The 17115-nt window shown below is 72.4% G+C and carries 14 protein-coding genes and 1 pseudogene; 6 read left to right on the forward strand and 9 right to left on the reverse strand.

Annotated features, from left to right (window positions below; translation table 11 throughout):
• The 4 genes and pseudogenes from ACFE8Y_RS08075 to uraD form a co-directional block, all read right to left on the reverse strand.
• A pseudogene (locus tag ACFE8Y_RS08075) lies at nucleotides 1-512 on the reverse strand (SPOR domain-containing protein); the annotation flags it as partial.
• A 36-nt stretch (nucleotides 513-548) separates the two neighbouring features.
• The gene (argS, locus tag ACFE8Y_RS08080; RefSeq protein ID WP_375463878.1) at nucleotides 549-2309 is read right to left on the reverse strand and encodes an arginine--tRNA ligase; all 1761 of its coding nucleotides are present in this window, start codon (nucleotides 2307-2309) and stop codon (nucleotides 549-551) included.
• Nucleotides 2310-2406: 97 nt separating this feature from the next.
• Complete coding sequence (locus ACFE8Y_RS08085) at nucleotides 2407-2865, reverse strand: acyl-CoA thioesterase (RefSeq protein WP_375463879.1); 459 nt, start codon at nucleotides 2863-2865, stop codon at nucleotides 2407-2409.
• Nucleotides 2866-2997: 132 nt separating this feature from the next.
• Complete coding sequence (uraD, locus tag ACFE8Y_RS08090) at nucleotides 2998-3870, reverse strand: 2-oxo-4-hydroxy-4-carboxy-5-ureidoimidazoline decarboxylase (protein ID WP_375463880.1); 873 nt, start codon at nucleotides 3868-3870, stop codon at nucleotides 2998-3000.
• A 377-nt stretch (nucleotides 3871-4247) separates the two neighbouring features.
• On the opposite strand from uraD, the gene ACFE8Y_RS08095 reads away from it, so the two are divergent.
• The 6 genes from ACFE8Y_RS08095 (at nucleotide 4248) to ACFE8Y_RS08120 (ending at nucleotide 10838) form a co-directional block, all read left to right on the forward strand.
• A complete protein-coding gene (locus ACFE8Y_RS08095; protein WP_375463881.1) occupies nucleotides 4248-5363 on the forward strand; it encodes a BMP family ABC transporter substrate-binding protein in 1116 nt (371 codons plus the stop codon).
• Nucleotides 5364-5425: 62 nt separating this feature from the next.
• Nucleotides 5426-6574 carry an ABC transporter permease gene (locus ACFE8Y_RS08100; RefSeq protein ID WP_375463882.1) on the forward strand — a complete coding sequence of 383 codons (1149 nt, stop codon included), beginning with the start codon at nucleotides 5426-5428 and terminating at the stop codon, nucleotides 6572-6574.
• Nucleotides 6571-7494 carry an ABC transporter permease gene (locus ACFE8Y_RS08105; RefSeq protein ID WP_375463883.1) on the forward strand — a complete coding sequence of 308 codons (924 nt, stop codon included), beginning with the start codon at nucleotides 6571-6573 and terminating at the stop codon, nucleotides 7492-7494. Before ACFE8Y_RS08100 ends, ACFE8Y_RS08105 begins: the two co-directional genes overlap by 4 nt.
• Before the next feature lie 43 nt (nucleotides 7495-7537).
• Nucleotides 7538-8566: a formamidase gene (locus tag ACFE8Y_RS08110; protein WP_375463884.1), complete on the forward strand. Its 1029-nt coding sequence runs from the start codon at nucleotides 7538-7540 to the stop codon at nucleotides 8564-8566.
• Nucleotides 8563-9285 carry a cysteine hydrolase family protein gene (locus tag ACFE8Y_RS08115; RefSeq protein WP_375463885.1) on the forward strand — a complete coding sequence of 241 codons (723 nt, stop codon included), beginning with the start codon at nucleotides 8563-8565 and terminating at the stop codon, nucleotides 9283-9285. The genes ACFE8Y_RS08110 and ACFE8Y_RS08115 overlap by 4 nt, the downstream gene beginning before the upstream one ends.
• Entirely contained in the window at nucleotides 9282-10838 is a 1557-nt protein-coding gene (locus ACFE8Y_RS08120) for an ABC transporter ATP-binding protein (protein WP_375463886.1), read from the forward strand. Before ACFE8Y_RS08115 ends, ACFE8Y_RS08120 begins: the two co-directional genes overlap by 4 nt.
• A 53-nt stretch (nucleotides 10839-10891) precedes the next feature.
• Here ACFE8Y_RS08120 and ACFE8Y_RS08125 read toward each other — a convergent pair whose 3' ends face one another.
• From ACFE8Y_RS08125 to ACFE8Y_RS08145, 5 genes are all read right to left on the reverse strand, one after another.
• Entirely contained in the window at nucleotides 10892-13621 is a 2730-nt protein-coding gene (locus tag ACFE8Y_RS08125) for a molybdopterin-dependent oxidoreductase (RefSeq protein WP_375463887.1), read from the reverse strand.
• Complete coding sequence (locus tag ACFE8Y_RS08130; RefSeq protein WP_375463904.1) at nucleotides 13621-14442, reverse strand: FAD binding domain-containing protein; 822 nt, start codon at nucleotides 14440-14442, stop codon at nucleotides 13621-13623. The genes ACFE8Y_RS08125 and ACFE8Y_RS08130 overlap by 1 nt, the downstream gene beginning before the upstream one ends.
• A 95-nt stretch (nucleotides 14443-14537) precedes the next feature.
• Nucleotides 14538-15557, reverse strand: a complete 1020-nt coding sequence (locus ACFE8Y_RS08135; RefSeq protein WP_375463888.1) for a biotin-dependent carboxyltransferase family protein — start codon at nucleotides 15555-15557, stop codon at nucleotides 14538-14540.
• Nucleotides 15554-16300 (reverse strand): allophanate hydrolase subunit 1, encoded by a 747-nt coding sequence (locus ACFE8Y_RS08140; protein ID WP_375463889.1) that lies wholly within the window; start codon nucleotides 16298-16300, stop codon nucleotides 15554-15556. The genes ACFE8Y_RS08135 and ACFE8Y_RS08140 overlap by 4 nt, the downstream gene beginning before the upstream one ends.
• Nucleotides 16301-16307: 7 nt before the next feature.
• The gene (locus tag ACFE8Y_RS08145) at nucleotides 16308-17069 is read right to left on the reverse strand and encodes a LamB/YcsF family protein (RefSeq protein WP_375463890.1); all 762 of its coding nucleotides are present in this window, start codon (nucleotides 17067-17069) and stop codon (nucleotides 16308-16310) included.
• Nucleotides 17070-17115 lie beyond the last annotated feature (46 nt).

Here is a 17115-nt window from a genome sequence, read left to right on the forward strand (position 1 = left end):
CCGCCGCCGCCGCGATGAAGGCCCTTGTAGGTGAGGGCTCCGGTGACGGCGACGACGACGACCGCCACGCCGGCCCCGACCGTCATGAGCCGGCGGCGCGGCTTCACCCGCTTCAGGCTGCGCTGGTCGTAGGCTGGGGCGCCCTCAGGATCGCCCTGGAACTCGGGCGTCGCGTCGTAGGCCGCATCGTGCGGGGACCCCTGGTTCACGGAGGCGAGATACTGGTCGAAGGCGTCGGCCGGCGTGCTGCGGTGGGCCGTGTCGTGACCGAAGCTCGGCTCGACGCGCCCGCCATAGGCATGGACGGGAGCCTCCGCTGGCTGGCGACGGTCGTCCCGGGTGGCAAGCAGGGCACGAAAAGGATCGTCCTGCCCGACGATGCGGGCGAGTTCGGCCAGCGGGTCGGCCTTGTGCACCGCACGGTCCGCGGCCGGCTCGCCGGCGGAGACGGGCTGCTGAAGATCACGCGCGAAAGCGTCGAAATCGACAGGCGCACGCGAGACGTTCGTCATGGCAGCATCCTCATCCCACGCCGAACCCGGGCGTGCTCATCGCATGGCGTCCGGCGCGCTCACGCCGAGAACCGCAAGACCGGATGCGAGAACGCACCGCAGCGCCTCGACCAGCGCCAGCCTCGCCCGGGTCGACTTTCCGTCGGTTGCATTAACAAACCGTAATTGCGGCAAGTCTTTGCCCTTGTTCCAGAAACTATGGAGCGCGCTCGCCGTCTCGTAGAGGTGGAAGGCGATCCGATGCGGTTCGTGGGCTGCGGCTGCCGCTTCCAGCACGCGCGGATACTGGGCGATCAGCCGCAGCATGTCGGCCTCGCCGGGATCGGTCAGCACCGAGAAATCGGCCTCGGCCAGCCACGCGGCGTCCGAGACATCAAAATCCGGGAACGCCGCGCGGGCCTGCCGCTGAACCGATCGGGCCCGGGCATGAGCGTACTGCACGTAGAAGACCGGGTTGTCCTTGGACTGCTCGACGACCTTGGCAAGGTCGAAATCCAGCGTCGCGTCGTTCTTGCGGTAGAGCATCATGAAGCGGATCGCGTCGCGCCCGACCTCGTCGATGACCTCGCGCAGGGTCACGAAATCGCCCGAGCGCTTGCTCATCTTCACCGGCTCGCCCGCGCGCAGCAGCCGCACGAGCTGGCACAGCTTCACGTCGAGGCTGGCACGCCCGTCGGTGACGGCCTTCACCGCCGCCTGCATGCGCTTGACGTAGCCGCCGTGGTCGGCGCCGAGCACGTCGATCAGCTCGGTCGCCCCGGCGAGGTACTTCGCCCGGTGATAGGCGATGTCGGAGGCGAAGTAGGTGTAGGTGCCGTCGGACTTCAGCAGCGGCCGGTCGGTGTCGTCGCCGAAATCCTTCGTGCGGAACAGGGTCTGCTCCCGGTCCTCCCAATCCTCCGGCACCTGGCCCTTCGGCGGCGGCAGGCGGCCCTGGTAGACGAGGCCCCGTTCGCGAAGCGCGTCAAGAAGCGCGGCCACCGCGCCGCCGTTGCCGTCCTGCAGGGTGCGCTCCGAGAAGAACACGTCGTGCTGGATGCCGATCGCGGCGAGATCCCCGCGGATCATGTCCATCATCATCGCGATGGCCGTCCGGCGCACGACCGGCAGCCACGCGGCCTCCGGTTGCCCGAGGAGGGCGCGGCCGTGGGTCTCGGCCAGGGCGGCGCCCACGGGCTTCAGGTAATCGCCGGGATAGAGCCCCTCGGGAATCGCACCGATCGCCTCGCCCAGGGCCTCGCGGTAGCGCAGGTGGGCGGATCGGGCCAGCACGTCGACCTGCGCGCCCGCGTCGTTGATGTAGTATTCCCGCGTCACCTGCCGGCCCGCCGCGACGAGAAGGTTGGCGAGCGCGTCCCCGAACACCGCACCCCGCCCGTGCCCGACATGCATCGGCCCCGTAGGATTGGCCGAGACGTACTCGATGTTGACCGGACCGCCGGCCATCCGGGCCGTGCCGTAGCCGGCCGGGTCGCCGAGCACGCTGCGCAGAACATCGTGGAACACTTCGGGCGCGAGGCGCAGGTTGAGGAAGCCCGGACCCGCGACGGCGGCCTCCACCACCCGCGGATCGGTGCGCAGTGCCGCCGCCAGCGCTTCGCCCAGCGCCTTCGGGTTGGTGCGCGCCTCCTTGGCGAGCACCAGGGCGGCGTTGGTGGCGAGGTCGCCGTGGCTCGGGTCGCGCGGCGGCTCGACCACGACGCGCGACAGGTCAAGCCCTTCGGGCAGCGTGCCGGAGCGTGTGAGCGCTTCGAGGGCCTCGCGCACGCGCGTCTCGAACAGGGCGAAGATGTTCATGATCGGAATTCCGCTCGCACCGGCGGCCGGACGGCGGCCGATGCCTCATCCCCGCGCCATACCAAGGGGGGGGCAGGGTGTCACGGACGGGCACCGATCAGGCGGCCGTCCATCCCTCCAGGACCGTCCGCAGGCGCTCCGGCAGCGGCACCGGGCGGCGCGTGCCGCGATCGACGTAGACGTGGACGAAGAAGCCCTCCGCCGAAGCCTCGGCCTCGTCCTCGCGAAAGAGAGCAATCTCGTAGCGCACGCTGGAGCGGCCGATCCGGGCGACGCGGACGCCCGCCGTGACCGCGTCGGGAAACGCGATCGGCGCGTGGTAGCGGCATCCGGTCTCCACGACGAGGCCGATGACTGCGGACGCCGCCACGTCGAGGGCGCCGGCTTCCACCAGCAGGCCGTTCACGGCGGTGTCGAAGAAGGCGTAGTACACCACGTTGTTGACGTGGCCGTAGACATCGTTGTCGCCCCAGCGCGTGCCGATCGGGACGTGGCGGGGAAAGGCCGCGCGCCGGGCACGGGCGGGATCGAGGCCGGGCTTGGATGTCTCGGGCATCGCCTTGCCGATCGTCGTGTCCTCGGGCAACCACGGCGCCCTACAAGATCCGGGCAGCTCCGACCCGACGGGATCGGCGCGGAAGTGCCTCGTCTTCGGCGGTCGGCCTCCACGCGGTCGGAACGAGCCCCGTCAGCTCCCGCGATAGGTCTGGAAGCTCCACGGCGTCGCCACCAGCGGCACGTGGTAGTGGCCCTCGGGCTCCGAGACGCCGAAGCGCAGCGGCACGATGTCGAGGAAAGGCGGCTCCGGGAGCCCCAATCCGAGCCGCCGGTGATAGTCGCCCAGGGCGAAGCGCAGCTCGTAGGCCGCGATCGGCACCGGCCGGCCGCCGATCAGCGGCACGTCGGTGCGCCCGTCGGCGTTGGTCCGCATCTGCGCGACCAGGACGGTCTCGGCGGCCGAGACGATCTCGACAAGCTCCAGCGCCACCCCGGCGGCCGGGCCGCCGCGGACGGTGTCGAGCACGTGGGTGGAGACGCGGCCGGCAGTGGGCAGCGCCCCTGCCCCGTCGACGATCGCGCTCAGGCGAAGTGCTGCGCTGCGGAACACCTCCGCCTCGGCGGCGCGTCGCTCCGTCTCCGGATCGGAGGCGAGCCGGGCGGCGAGGCTGCTGAGCAGGGAGGCGCGCCCGTGCCGCTCGACGCACAGGATGAAGGGGCGCCCGAATTTTTCGCGGTAGGCGGCGCTCAGCTCCGCGAACTGCGCGGCTTCAGGCCCCGACATCCGGCCGAGGCCGCCCCTCGGCTCGGCGACCGCATCCGGCGCGATCGCGCTGCGCGGCGCGGCGGGTTCCCGGTGGGCCGCGAGCAACGCGCGCCGATCCTCGTCCGGCGCACCCTCGACCGCCCCGCGCAGCGCCGCGAACAGGGCCGCGACCGTGGCGAAGGGACGCCCAGTGGCGGCCGCGGCCGCCACCCAGGGGGCGGGCTCGAACACCGCGCCCAGCGCAGCGACGACGTCGCGCTCCGCCATCGCGTTCAGCTCGGCCAGGGGGATGGGCATCGGCTCGTCCGTCGCTCGCACGCCGCCGCGCCGGAAGCGGGGACGGTGGCGGCCGGGCTCGTAGCAGGCCGCAGGCCAAGCGGAATGCGGCCCGCACGCCGCATCCGACGCCGGGGTGGAATCCGCCCGCCACCGCGGCGCCGAACCGGCCCTACGATGACCTGCCGGTGCATCCCTGCCGTGTTCGTCGATACCGAGGCGCGTCTCAGGCCGTCGTGCTGAAAATTCTCGCACGGACGGGCAGGTTTTTGGGCGCTTGGCCGGCAATTCTCACCGCCGACAGGGCGGGACCCGACGCGCGCCTGCCGAAAATCTCGGCTTCGTCCGCTCCAAGCTCAAGCTTAGACTCCACGCTCGATAAGAAACCGGATTTCGAGATGGGGGCGTCCGTGGCCGATCATTCGCTTTCGCGCAGGCATCTCCTCGGAGGCGCCGCGGCGCTCGGCCTCGGTGCCCCCCTCTCCCGCGCGTGGGCGGCGGGCACGCTGACGGCCGGCTTCATCTACGTCGGGCCGAAGGACGATTACGGCTACAACCAAGCCCACGCCCAGGCGGCCAAGGCGCTGAAGGGCATGGCCGGGCTCGAGGTGACGGAGGAGGAGCGCGTCGCCGAGACCAACGCCGTCGAGAAGACCATGGAGAGCATGATCAACCTCGACGGGGCGACGCTGCTGTTCCCGACCTCGTTCGGCTACTACAGCCCCTACGTGCTCGCCGAGGCGAAGAAGAACCCGAAAATCCAGTTCCGCCACTGCGGCGGCCTGTGGACCGACAAGGACCCGAAGAACGCCGGCTCCTACTTCGGCTACATCGCGCAAGGGCAGTACCTCAACGGCATCGTGGCCGGCCACGCGTCGAAGTCGAAGAAGATCGGCTTCGTGGCGGCCAAGCCGATTCCGCAGGTGCTGAACAACATCAACGCCTTCCTGCTCGGCGCGCAGAGCGTCGATCCCGCCATCACCTGCCAGGTGATCTTCACCGGCGAGTGGTCGCTCGCCGTCAAGGAGGCGGAGGCGACGAACGCCCTGATCGACGGCGGCGCCGACGTCATCACCTGCCACGTCGACAGCCCGAAGGTGACGGTCGAGACCGCCGCGCGCCGGGGCGCGTTCGTCTGCGGCTACCACGTCGATCAGTCGCCGCTCGCGCCGCAGAAGTACCTGACCGGCGCCGAGTGGAACTGGCTGCCGATCTATAAGGGCTTCGTCGAGGCGATGCAGGCGGGCCGCGCCCCCGAGAACTTCGTGCGCGGGGGGCTCGCCGACGGCTACGTCAAAATGAGCCCCTACGGACCCGGCGTCGGCGACGGAGCCCGCAGGAACGCGGACGCGGTCAAGGCCGAGATGATGAAGGGCGGCTACCAGATCATCAAGGGACCGCTCAAGGACAATGCCGGCAAGGAGATCCTCGCGGGCGGCAAGGGCCTGCCGGAGAAGGCGCCCGAGCTCGAGAGCACGAACTACCTCGTGGCCGGTGTGAAGGGCTCGGTCTGAGCCGTCGGCTGGCACGCTTCCTGCCGCGCAGCTTGACGTAGGCGAGATTCGGGAGGCTCGGCATGGTCGCGGACGCCTCGACCCTGGCATTGGCGGGGACCGCCGCGCGTCCCTCCCGCGGCCTCCAGGCCCGGTCCTGGCTGGCGCGCCGCTCCGAGGCGTTCGTGATCCCGGTCGGGGCCGCCCTGTTCGGCTTCGCGCTGTTCGGCCTGTTCCTCGCGGCTCTGGGCAAATCGCCGTTCCAACTGATCGACATCGTGTGGCGCGGCGGCTTCGGCTCGTCCTTCGCCCTGAGCAACAGCCTGCAGCGGGCAGCCCCCCTGCTGTTTGCCGCGCTCTGCGTGGCGCTGCCCGCCCGGCTCGGGCTGGTGGTGATCGGCGGCGAGGGCGCGATCGTGCTGGGCGGCTTGGCTGCCGCTGCCGCCGCCCAGCCGCTCGCTGCCCTCCCCGCCGTCCTCGCGATTCCGCTGATGGGGCTGGCGGCGGCGCTGACCGGCGCGGTGTGGATCGGCGCGGTCGGCTGGCTCCAGGCGTATCGCGGCGTCAACGCCACCATCTCCAGCCTGCTGCTCTCCTACATCGCGATCGCGGTGGCCAACCACCTGATCGAGGGGCCGCTGCGCGATCCGGCGAGCCTGAACAAGCCCGCGACCCTGCCCGTCGGCGACGCCTTCATGCTCGGGCCGATGCCGGGGATCGGCGTGCACTGGGGTCTCGGCGCCGGGGCCGTGTCCTGCCTCCTCGCCTACGTCCTGATGGACCGCACGACGCTGGGCTTCGCCGCGCGGATCGCCGGCGGCAACGTGCGCGCGGCGCAGATCCAGGGGTTGCCGGTCGGGCGCCTGATCGTCGGCTTCACCGCCCTCGGCGGCGCGTTCGCCGCGCTCGCGGGCTTCTTCGAGGTGGTCGCGGTGCAGGGCACCGCCAACGGCACGCTGGTGGCCGGCTACGGCTACACCGGCATCCTCGTCGCCTTCCTCGCCCGGCAGAACCCCCTCGCGATCCTGCCGGTGGCATTCCTGCTCGGCGGCATCGAGGCGTCGAGCGGGCTGATCCAGCGCCGGATGCAACTGCCCGACGCCACCGTGCTGGTGCTGGAGGGCCTGCTGTTCCTCGTCGTGCTGACGAGCGAGACCCTGTACGGGCGGATGCGCGTGTTCAGCCCGCACCTCTGGGCGGCCAAGCGCGCGACCTCCGGGCTTCCGGCATGAGCGGGGGGCCGGACATCTTCACCGTGTTGCTCGCAGTGATCGGCGGAGCGATCCGCGTCTCGACGCCGTTCCTGTTCGTCAGCCTCGGCGAGACCATCACCGAGCGCTCGGGGCGGATCAACCTCGGCCTCGAAGGCACGCTGGTCTTCGGCGCGATGTCGGCCTACGCCACCGCCGTGCTGACGGGCTCGCCCTGGGCGGGCGTCGCGGTGGCGGGCTTGTCGGGGGGTGCCTTCGGGCTCCTGCACGGGTTCGTCTGCCGCCTGCCGCGCGTCAACGACGTCGCCGTCGGCATCGCGCTGATGCTGTTCGGCTCAGGCCTCGCCTTCTTCCTCGGCAAGGCGTTCATCCAGCCCTCGGCGCCGCCGCTTCCGTCGATCCCCTTCGGGTTCTGGTCGGACGTGCCGCAGGTTCAGGCGGCCCTGCGCGTCAACGTGCTGTTCCTGGCCGGCGCCGTGCTCGCCTGCCTGCTGTGGTGGGCGTTCCGCAACACCCGGGCCGGGCTCGTCGTGCGCGTCGTCGGCGACAGCGCGGACGCGGCGCGCGCCATGGGCTACGACGTCGACCGCGTCCGCCTCTACGCCACGGCCGCCGGCGGCGTGCTCGCCGGGATCGGCGGCGCCCACCTGTCCCTGTACTATCCGGGCTCGTGGAACGAGGGCGTGTCCTCGGGCCAGGGGCTGATGGCGGTGGCGCTGGTCATCTTCGCCCGCTGGAACCCGCTTGCCTGCTTCGGCGCGGCCCTGCTGTTCGGCGGCGCCGGCGCGCTCGGCCCGGCGCTGCAATCGGTCGGCGTCACGCAGGGCTACTACCTGTTCTACGCCGCGCCCTACGTCCTCACCCTCGCACTCCTGATCGCCACCTCTTCGTCCGACCGGGCGCTGGCCGGGGCGCCGGGCGAACTTGCGCTCTCGAAGTAACTTACGCTCTCAAGTAATCTGCGCTCTCGAAGTAAGGTGTCCGATGAACGGCTTGGGCGGACTCAACAAATCCCCGAACGGCGTGGTGATCGGCCTCGTGCAGCTCCAACTGCCCCGCGTCGCCACCAAGGCCGACCTCGGCGCGCAGACTGAGCGCGTGGTGGCGATGATTGGGAAGGCGCGGGGCAACGTCGCCGGCATGGACCTCGTGGTTTTCCCCGAATACGCGTTGCACGGCCTGTCGATGGACACCAACCCCGACATCCTGTGCCGGATGGATGGGCCGGAGGTCGCGGCCCTCCGGCAGGCCTGTATCGACAACCGCATCTGGGGCTGCTTCTCCATCATGGAGGCCAACCCGCACGGCAACCCGTACAACACCGGCCTCGTCATCGACGACGAAGGTGCGGTGAAGTTGTACTACCGCAAGATGCACCCGTGGGTCCCGGTCGAGCCGTGGGAGCCGGGCGATGTCGGCATCCCGGTGATCGACGGGCCGAAGGGCGCCAAGCTCGCGCTCATCATCTGCCACGACGGCATGTTCCCGGAGATGGCGCGGGAATGCGCCTACAAGGGCGCCGAGATCATGATCCGCACGGCGGGCTACACCGCGCCGATCCGCGAGTCCTGGCGCTTCACCAACCAGTCGAACGCCTTCTGCAACCTGATGGTCACCGCCAACGTCTGCATGTGCGGCTCGGACGGCACCTTCGACTCGATGGGCGAAGGCATGATCGTGAACTTCGACGGGTCGGTCATCGCCCACGGCACCACCGGACGGGCCGACGAGATCATCACCGCGGAGGTGCGGCCCGACCTCGTGCGCGAGGCGCGCATCCACTGGGGCGTCGAGAACAACATCTACCAGTTCGGCCACCGCGGCTACACGGCGGTGAAGGGCGGCGCGCAGGACTGCCCCTACACCTACATGCACGACCTCGCCGCCGGCCGGTACCGGCTGCCGTGGGAGGATCAGGTCAGGATCGTCGACGGCACGGCCTGCGGCTTTTCCGAGCCGACCCGCAGCTACGGCGCCGGGCAGACCCCCGAGGCGCGGGAGGCGGCGGAATGAGCGTGATCCCCTTCCCCACAGAAGGCGGGCCGGACGGCGGGCGTCACGCCGCCGCCGAACCCTACCCGTGGCCGTTCGACGGCGACCTGCAGCCTGAGAACACGGCGCTCGTCGTCATCGACATGCAGATCGATTTCTGCGGGCCGGGCGGCTACGTCGACGCCATGGGCTACGACATCGGCCTGACCCGCGCGCCGATCCCCGCGATCCAGGCCCTGCTCGCCGCGGCAAGAGCGGGGCGATACCACGTCATCCACACCCGCGAGGGCCACCGGCCGGACCTCGCCGACCTGCCGGCGAACAAGCGCTGGCGCTCGCGGCGGATCGGGGCGGGCATCGGCGATCCCGGCCCCTGCGGACGCGTGCTGGTGCGCGGCGAGCCCGGCTGGGAGATCGTGCCCGAACTCGCGCCGCTACCCGGCGAGCCGGTGATCGACAAGCCCGGCAAGGGCTCGTTCTGCGCCACCGACCTGGAGCTGATCCTGACGGCCCGCAGGGTGCGCAACCTAATCCTCACCGGCATCACGACGGATGTCTGCGTCCACACCACGATGCGCGAGGCCAACGACCGCGGCTTCGAGTGCGTGATCGTCTCGGACGCGTGCGCGGCAACCGACCGCGGCAACCACGAGGCGGCGCTGAAGATGGTGACGATGCAGGGCGGCGTGTTCGGCGCCGTCGCCACCTCCGACGCGCTCGTGGCGGCGATGGCCGGATGAGCGCGACGGCCGAGCGTGCATCCCCGGCCTCCGGCGCCATCGGCGTCGAGGCCGTCGGCATGACCAAGCGCTTCGGCGCCTTCGCGGCGCTGGACGACGTGTCGATGAAGATCGCCGCCGGCGGCTTCCACGCGCTGCTCGGCGAGAACGGGGCCGGCAAGTCGACCCTGGTGAAGTGCGTGATGGGCTTCTACGCGCCGACCTCGGGCAGCGTGCTCGTCGACGGCCGCGAGGCCGGGATCACCAATCCGAAGGGCGCGCAGGAGCGCGGCCTCGGCATGGTCTACCAGCACTTCACCCTGGTGCCCTCGCTCACGGGCGCGGAGAACCTCGTCATCAGCCGCGCGGACGCGCCCGCGATCATCAACTGGGCCGCCGAGCGCGAGAGGCTTTCCGCCTTCATGACGCGGATGCCGTTCCGGCTCAACCTCGACCGGCCGGTGGCGGAACTCTCGGCCGGCGAGAAGCAGAAGCTCGAGATCGTCAAGCAGCTCTACCTCGAGGCCCGCTTCCTGATCCTCGACGAGCCGACCTCGGTGCTGACGCCGGCCGAGGCCGAGGAGGTGCTGGGGCTCCTGCGCGGAATGTCCGACCGAGGCGCGCTCACCGTGCTGATGATCAGCCACAAGTTCCGCGAGGTCGAGGCCTTCGCCCGGACGGTGAGCGTGCTGCGTCGCGGCAAGCTCGTCGGCGGCGGCGCGGTCGGCGAGCTGTCCCGCGACGACATGGCGGCGCTGATGATGGGCGAGCGCAAGGTCGGCACCCTGGCCGCGCGGGTGGGCGCGCCCGACCCGGCCCGCGAGATCCTGCGCGTCGAGACCGTGACGGCCACGGACGTCTCCGGCCTGCGCTCCGTCGCGATCGAAGACCTGCGGGTGCGGGCCCGGGAGATCGTCGGCATCGCCGGAGTCTCGGGCAACGGCCAGAAGGAATTGGCCGACGTGCTCGGCGGTCAGATCCGCGCCACCGGCGGCCGCGTGATCGTCGCGGGCGAGCCCTACGTCGGGACCCGGGCCGAGAGCCGGGCGCATCGGGTCCGCTTCATTCCCGAGGAGCCCCTGCGCAACGCCTGCGCGCCGCGGATGTCAGTCGCCGAGAACCTCGCGTTCCGCGCCTTCGACCGACGCGGCGAGGACCCGACCGGGGCGCCGACCTTCTGGCTCGACCGGCGCGCCATCGTGCGGCGCGGCAAGGACCTGATCGACCGCTTCAAGGTCAAGACCGCCTCCTCCGAGGCGCCGGTCGCGACGCTGTCGGGCGGCAACGTGCAGCGCGCGGTGCTCGCCCGCGAACTGACCGACCCGGTCGATCTCCTGATCGTGGTCAACCCCTGCTTCGGCCTCGATTTCTCGGCCGTGTCCGAGATCCGCAACCGGATCGTCTCGGCGCGCAACCTCGGCGCCGCGGTGCTGCTGATCAGCGAGGACCTCGACGAGATCCTGGAGCTCTCCGACCGCATCGTGGTGATGTCGGACGGCCGCCTCGTCTACGAGACGCCGGCCGCGACCGCCGAGGTCGCCACGATCGGCCGCCACATGGCCGGCCACCACTGACGCCCATCAGGCACGATCGACCGCGGCGCGGTGATCCGCGCGATCGGCGGCGCCTACCGGCCACGCGCGTCCGCCACGTCGCGAAAGATCCGGTCCGCGGCGAACGGCGTTCGCGTCAGCCGGGCGCCGGTGGCGTCGCGGATCGCGTTGGCGAGCGCCGCGGCGACCGGGTTGAACGGGCTCTCGCTCATCGACTTGGCGCCGAGCGGCCCGACGCGGTCGTGGGTTTCGGCGAACAGCACCTCGGTGGCGGGCACGTCGGCGCAGGCCGGGATGTGGTAGTTGCGGAAGGTCTGGGTGACGACGCGGCCGTCCGCGTCGAGGCGCAGATCCTCGTAGAGCGCCGCGCCAATCGCCTGAGCGACGCCGCCCTCGACCTGTCCCCGGCACTGCATCGGGTTGATGACGCGGCCGGCATCGGCCGCGTGGACGCTCCGCAGGATGCGGACCTCGCCGGTTCCCGGATGCACGGCGACCCGGAACGCCTGGACGTTGAAGGCGACCGAGCGCGGCGTCCCATCCGCCCGACCCTGCGCCTCGAGCGGCCCGTCCGCGGCGAGATCGGAGAGCGCGACGCGCCCGCCCGGCACCGAAACGTGGTCGGCAGCGAGCCGGCAGGCTGCGGGCTCGGCGCCGGCCCGCGCGGCGGCGCGGGTCAGGATCGTCCGCGCCAGCGCCTCCGCCGCGTCGAGGGTGGCGCGCCCCGCGACGACGATGCCGGTGCTGCCGTAGGCGCCGGTGTCGTGGCCGACCGCGTCGGTGTCCGAGGCGTGGAGCACGATCCGGTCCGGGCTCGTCGCGAGGGCGGCCGCGGCGATCTGCGCGTGCACCGTCGCGGTGCCGTTGCCGAACTCGGCGGTGCCGACCGACAGGTCGTAGCGGCCCGCCGCGCCGAGCCGGATGCGCGCCTCGGAGATGTGGCCGCGCGGCGGGATCGTGTCGATCATCGCCATCGCCATGCCCTCGCCCACGCGCCAGCCCTCGGGCGCGGCCTCTCCGCCCGGTCCGGCCATCGCCGCCTCCACGCGGTCGAGGCACTCGGGAAGGCCGTAGCTCCCGTATTCGACGTCGTGCGGCTCCAGGCTCGTCGAGACCATCGGATCGCCCGGCCGCACCGCGTTGCGGCGGCGCATGTCGTAGGGGTCGATGCCGAGGTCGCGGGCGAGTTCGTCCATCGCGGACTCGACGGCGAAGGTCGTCTGGCTGAGGCCGTAGCCGCGAAAAGCCCCGGCGGGCAGGGTGTTGGTGTGGACGGCGTAGCCCTCGACGCGCTTGTTCGGACAGCGGTAGACGCCGATCGACTCGTTGCAGCCGTGGTGCAGCACCCCGCCGGCATGGTTGCCGTAGGCGCCGGTGTTCGAGACGACGTGCAGCGCGATCGCCGTCAGCGTGCCGTCGGCCCTGGCCCCGAGCTTGACGCCGACCCGCATCGGATGACGGGTGGTGGCGGCGATGAACTGCTCCTGGCGCGTCATCTCCCACTTCACCGGGCGGCCGGTGCGGAGCACCGCGAGGGCGACGAGGTCTTCCGTCAGCATCTCCTGCTTGCCGCCGAAGCCGCCGCCGACCCGGCCCGCGACGACGCGCACCCGCGTCCGGTCGAGGTCGAACAGGGCGCAGAGCGCGTCGCGGGTCAGGAACGGCACCTGCGTCGAGGAGCGGACGACGAGGCCGCCGGCCGCGTCGAGCCAGCCCACGGCGCCGTGGGTCTCCAGGTGGGCGTGCTGGACGCGCTGCGAGACGTAGGTCGCCTCGTGGATGCGATCAGCCTGCGCGAAGCCCGCCTCCACGTCGCCGATCGCGCCGTACACCTCCGCCGCGAGGTTGGGGCGGGAGGGCTCGGGCGCCGCGTCCTCGCCGGGCGCCGTGCGCGCGTGGACCGAGGGGGCGCCCGGCCGCATCGCTGCCTCGGGGTCGAACACAGCGGGCAGCACGTCGTAGGTCACCGTCAGCGCGCGGATACCGGCCTCAGCCGCGGCCTCGCTCTCGGCGACGACCGCCGCCACCCGCTGCCCGGCGAAGCGCACGACGGCGTCGAGCACGCGCGTGTCGAGAGCGTCGTCGGCGGGGTTCTCGTGGCGACCGGTGGAGAAGCGCCGCGGGGGCGCGTCCGCGTGGGTAAGCACGGCCACGACGCCCGGAAGCCTGAGCGCCGCGTCGCGGTCGATCGCGACGATCCGCGCGTGCGGATGCTCGGCGCGCAGAACCTTCATGTGCAGCAGGCCCGGCACCGCGAGGTCGAAGGTGAAGGGCGCCGCGCCGGACACCACCGCGGGACCTGCCGGCGCCGGCACGCTGCGCCCGACGGGATCGCCCGCACCCGCCTCGGCGTGCATGATCCCGTCGATGGCGTCGCGGATCGCGCGGTAGCCGGTGCAGCGGCAGAGGTTGCCCTTCAGCGCGGTGCCGAGATCCCGCTTCTGGCCCTGGTCGAGGACCGCCGCCGTCATGATCATGCCCGGCGTGCAGAACCCGCACTGGAAGCCCTGCGCCCCGAGGAAGGCGGCCTGCATCGGGTGGACGTGCTCCCGCGTCCCGTCCCCGGCGAGGCAGGGGCCGGACAGCCCCTCGATCGTCGTCACGCTTCGCCCCTCCGCGCGGAAGGCGGGGAGCAGGCAGGCGTGGATCGGCTCGCCGTCGAGGTGCACCGTGCAGGCGCCGCAATCGCCCGCGTCGCACCCCTTCTTGACGCCGAACCAGCCGCGCTCGCGCAGGAGCGTGCGCAGGCACTGCCCCGGGCGCGGCTCGACCTCGTCGGCGTGGCCGTTGATGGTCATCCGCATCAGCGGGCTCCCGCGAGTTCGGCCCGGATCTCCTCGGCGAGCAGCCCGGTCACGTGCCGCCGCCAGTCCGGCGCCCCGTGAACGTCGTCGTACCAGAGGGCGTCGGGGATCGCGTCCGCGAGGGCCGCGCCGAGGCCTTCCACGTCAGGGACCGTCCCGAAGGCGATGCGCACCGGGCGGCGGGTCGCGGCGGTGACGATGAGCACGAAGGTGCCACCTGCGTCGCGCGTGCCGATCAGCAGGGCGCCCGAGCGCCCGCCCGGGCTCAGCGCGATGCGCCGGAACGCGGTTTTCCGATGCAGGGCCGCAGCGGGCATCGCGACGTGCAGCAGGATCTCGCCCGGCGCGAGCGCCGTCTCCTGCGGCCCGAGGACGAAGTCGGCGACTGGCAGGCGGCGCTCGCCGCCCTCGGGCGTGCGCAGGGTGCAGACGCCGTCGAGCGCCGTGCACAGCGCGATCATCGGCCCGGCCGGCAGTGCCATGCAGAGGTTGCCCCCCACCGTCGCCCGGTTCCAGATCTTGAACGAGCCCAGCAGCGCCCGGCAGCACTGGCCGACGAGCGGTGCCGCGGTCCAGGCCCGCGGCAGGGCGAGGCCGTCGAGTTCGGCGATCGTGCAGGTCGCCGACAGGTGCAGGCCGCCTTCCGAGACGGTGCTCGGCGGCAAGCCGAGGCCGGCGAGGTCGATCAGGCGCGCGAGGTGCGGCTGCGGCTCCGAGAACAGCCACGTGCCGCCGGCGAGCCACGCGTCGCCCGCCCGCCACGGCGGCAGGGCGGCGGCGTCCCGCGGCGTGAGGATCGTGGTGATGGTGTCGAGGTCCATGCCCTTCGTCTGAAGCAAATCTTCGTCCAGCCGCAAGGCCCAATCCCCGCGATGTGCCGCGGCGATTCAGTCCGGCCGCCGAATCCGACAAGGGATCAGCCGCGCCCGTCGACGACGCCGTCGACGAGGTTCAGCCCCAGCAGCAGTTCGGCCGGGAAGTCCGTCCGGATCACGGGCTCCAGCGCGATCTCCGGCCGCAGCAATGCGGCTTCCGCGCGGCGGGCGGCGACGGCCTCGGCGATTGGGACGGCGGTGAAGCGCAGGCTTGCCCCCGCCTGCGCCTGTGCGAGCCGGCCGAGATCCGGCCCGATCACCGTGGCGATCTTCGGGTAGCCGCCGGTCGATTGCCGGTCGGCCATCAGAACGATCGGCAACCCCTCTCCGGGCACCTGGATCGCGCCCATGACGATTCCGTCGGAGACGATATCGTGTCCGTGGAGATGGGTGAGGCGCGGTCCGTCGAGGAAGCAGGCCATCCGATCGCCGCGCCCGCCCACCGTCCAGGGGCCGGCGAGGAAGGCCGCGACCTGATCGGGGGCGAAGGCGTCGTCCTGCGGCCCGAGGACGACGCGGATCACGTCCGGCCGCCGGTCGAGCCAGGGGGCGGCCAGCGCGTGCGGGCTGCCGGCGCCGGAGCGGGCCTCGGCGACGGTGAGCCGGTCCCCCGCGGCGAGCGCGCGTCCGTTCAACCCGCCGAGGCCCGAGCGGGTGTGGGTTGCCGTCGACCCGAGCATCGGGTCGACGTCGATGCGGCCGGCGACCGCGAGGTAGGCCCACGCGCCGGAGGCGCCCGCCCGCACGGCCAGCGTCCGGCCCGGTTCCAAGGTGAGCGCGACGGACGCGGGCATCGCCTGCCCATCGAGACTGACGCGGAAGCCGGTGCTCACGAGCACCAGCCCAAGCGGGCCGTCCTCCGCCGCCACAGTGATGCCGCCGGCCGATATCTCGATCGCCGTGGCGCCCGCCGGGTTGCCGGCGGCGCGGTTGGCGGTGGCGAAGGCCAGCGGGTCCATCGGCCCGGCCGCGGTGATGCCGAAGCGCAGGTAGCCGTGCCGGCCGGCATCCTGGAGGGTGACGCTCGGGCCGGCGGCGAGGATGGCGAGGCGCGCGCTCATCGGGGCTCCTCCGCGGGGAACGCCTCGCGCCGCGCCACCGTCTCGCCCGCGGCAGCCCGGCGTTCCAGGGCGGCGAAGCTGCCGGCATCGACGGCCTCGAACCGCAGGAGGTCGCCGGGTGCGACGGGGAAGGCCTGCGCCTGCTCCGGCGCGTAGAGCCGGGCGGGCGTCTGCGCGATCACGTACCAGCCGGTCGGCATCGGCACGGTGCCGACCGCCGCGAGGCCGCCGCCGACGACGAGGGCGTTGGCCGCATGGGGCGGCCGCGGGCGGTCGCGGCGCGGCACGGCCAGCGCCTCGGGCAGGCCGCCGAGGTAGGCGAAGCCGGGCGCGAAGCCGTACATGTAGACCCGGTAGGTCGCCCCCGCGTGCAGGGCCGCGACGCGCTCCACCGACAGCCCGGTCAACCCGGCGATCGCGGCGATGTCCTCGCCGCAGGGCTCGTCGTAGCAGCAGGGCAGGGTCCACAGCGAGGGGGCGGCCCTGCGCGTGCCGGCCTGCTCCGACAGCGCGGTGACCCGCGCGGCGAGCGCCGCGCGGTCGAGCACCAGGGGATCGTAGTGGATCATCAGCGAGCGGTAGGTCGGGACCGTCTCGGTCACGCCGTCGGGCGGGTCGGCGCGGAGCGCCTCGTCCAGCGCCAGCACCCGGTCGTTGACCGCCGGATCGACGCGCGCGCCGAACTCGGCCACCAGCGCCGCCTCGCCGGCGTCGAGGAGGCGCAGGGTGTCGCGATCCGTCATCGCGCCCTCAGGTCCGGAACGGCGCGAGGCGGTGGCCGGCGCCCTCCAGCCGGGTCCGCACCGCGCGGGCGGTGGCGACCGCGTGCGCGGAATCGCCGTGGACGCAGACCGAGCGGATCGGCGTCGGCAGGCGCGTGCCGCCCGCGGTGATGATCGCGCCCGCCTCGACCATCGCGAGTACGCGGTCGGCGGCCTCGTCCGCCGCCTTGATGAGGGCGCCGGGCTGCCCGCGGGCAATCAACTGGCCGTCCTCGGTGTAGCCGCGGTCGGCGAAGATCTCCGGATGCACGTCGAGGCCCAGCGCCTCGCCGGCCGTTACCTGGGCGGTGAGCGCGGTGGCCAGCAGCGACAGGTCGCGGTCGACCGCGCGGACCGCGCGCGCGATGGCGTCGGCGACGTCCCGATCGGCGGCGGCGATGTTGCCCAGCGCCCCGTGCGCCTTGACGTAGGTGATCCGGTGCCCGGCATAGGCCGCGAGCGCCTGAGCCGCGCCGACCTGATAGGCGACCAAGCGCTCGATCTCGGGCGGTGTGAACGGCATCCGGCGCCGCCCGAAGCCCCACAGGTCGGGGAAGCCCGGATGCGCGCCGACGGCGACGCCGTTCTCCCTCGCCAGGGCGAAGGTCGCGGCCATGATCTCGGGGTCGCCCGCGTGCAGGCCGCAGGCGACATTGGCGGAGGTGACGATGCCGAGCATCGCCGCATCGTCGCCGCAGGCGTAGGTGCCGTAGCCCTCGCCGAGATCGGAGTTCAGGTCGACGCTTGCCATCGGTGTCGCTTCCGTGCGGTTCGCGATTGGGTCTGAGGTGTGCGGG

The sequence above is a fragment of the uncultured Methylobacterium sp. genome (genome assembly GCF_964242245.1).
GTDB lineage: Bacteria > Pseudomonadota > Alphaproteobacteria > Rhizobiales > Beijerinckiaceae > Methylobacterium.

Bases quoted from the DNA above. Each gene is read 5' to 3' on its own strand.
- argS (WP_375463878.1), bottom strand. From the start codon at position 2,309: ATGAACATCTTCGCCCTGTTCGAGACGCGCGTGCGCGAGGCCCTCGAA.
- ACFE8Y_RS08085 (WP_375463879.1), bottom strand. From the start codon at position 2,865: ATGCCCGAGACATCCAAGCCCGGCCTCGATCCCGCCCGTGCCCGGCGC.
- uraD (WP_375463880.1), bottom strand. From the start codon at position 3,870: ATGCCCATCCCCCTGGCCGAGCTGAACGCGATGGCGGAGCGCGACGTC.
- ACFE8Y_RS08095 (WP_375463881.1), top strand. From the start codon at position 4,248: ATGGGGGCGTCCGTGGCCGATCATTCGCTTTCGCGCAGGCATCTCCTC.
- ACFE8Y_RS08100 (WP_375463882.1), top strand. From the start codon at position 5,426: ATGGTCGCGGACGCCTCGACCCTGGCATTGGCGGGGACCGCCGCGCGT.
- ACFE8Y_RS08105 (WP_375463883.1), top strand. From the start codon at position 6,571: ATGAGCGGGGGGCCGGACATCTTCACCGTGTTGCTCGCAGTGATCGGC.
- ACFE8Y_RS08110 (WP_375463884.1), top strand. From the start codon at position 7,538: ATGAACGGCTTGGGCGGACTCAACAAATCCCCGAACGGCGTGGTGATC.
- ACFE8Y_RS08115 (WP_375463885.1), top strand. From the start codon at position 8,563: ATGAGCGTGATCCCCTTCCCCACAGAAGGCGGGCCGGACGGCGGGCGT.
- ACFE8Y_RS08120 (WP_375463886.1), top strand. From the start codon at position 9,282: ATGAGCGCGACGGCCGAGCGTGCATCCCCGGCCTCCGGCGCCATCGGC.
- ACFE8Y_RS08125 (WP_375463887.1), bottom strand. From the start codon at position 13,621: ATGCGGATGACCATCAACGGCCACGCCGACGAGGTCGAGCCGCGCCCG.
- ACFE8Y_RS08130 (WP_375463904.1), bottom strand. From the start codon at position 14,442: ATGGACCTCGACACCATCACCACGATCCTCACGCCGCGGGACGCCGCC.
- ACFE8Y_RS08135 (WP_375463888.1), bottom strand. From the start codon at position 15,557: ATGAGCGCGCGCCTCGCCATCCTCGCCGCCGGCCCGAGCGTCACCCTC.
- ACFE8Y_RS08140 (WP_375463889.1), bottom strand. From the start codon at position 16,300: ATGACGGATCGCGACACCCTGCGCCTCCTCGACGCCGGCGAGGCGGCG.
- ACFE8Y_RS08145 (WP_375463890.1), bottom strand. From the start codon at position 17,069: ATGGCAAGCGTCGACCTGAACTCCGATCTCGGCGAGGGCTACGGCACC.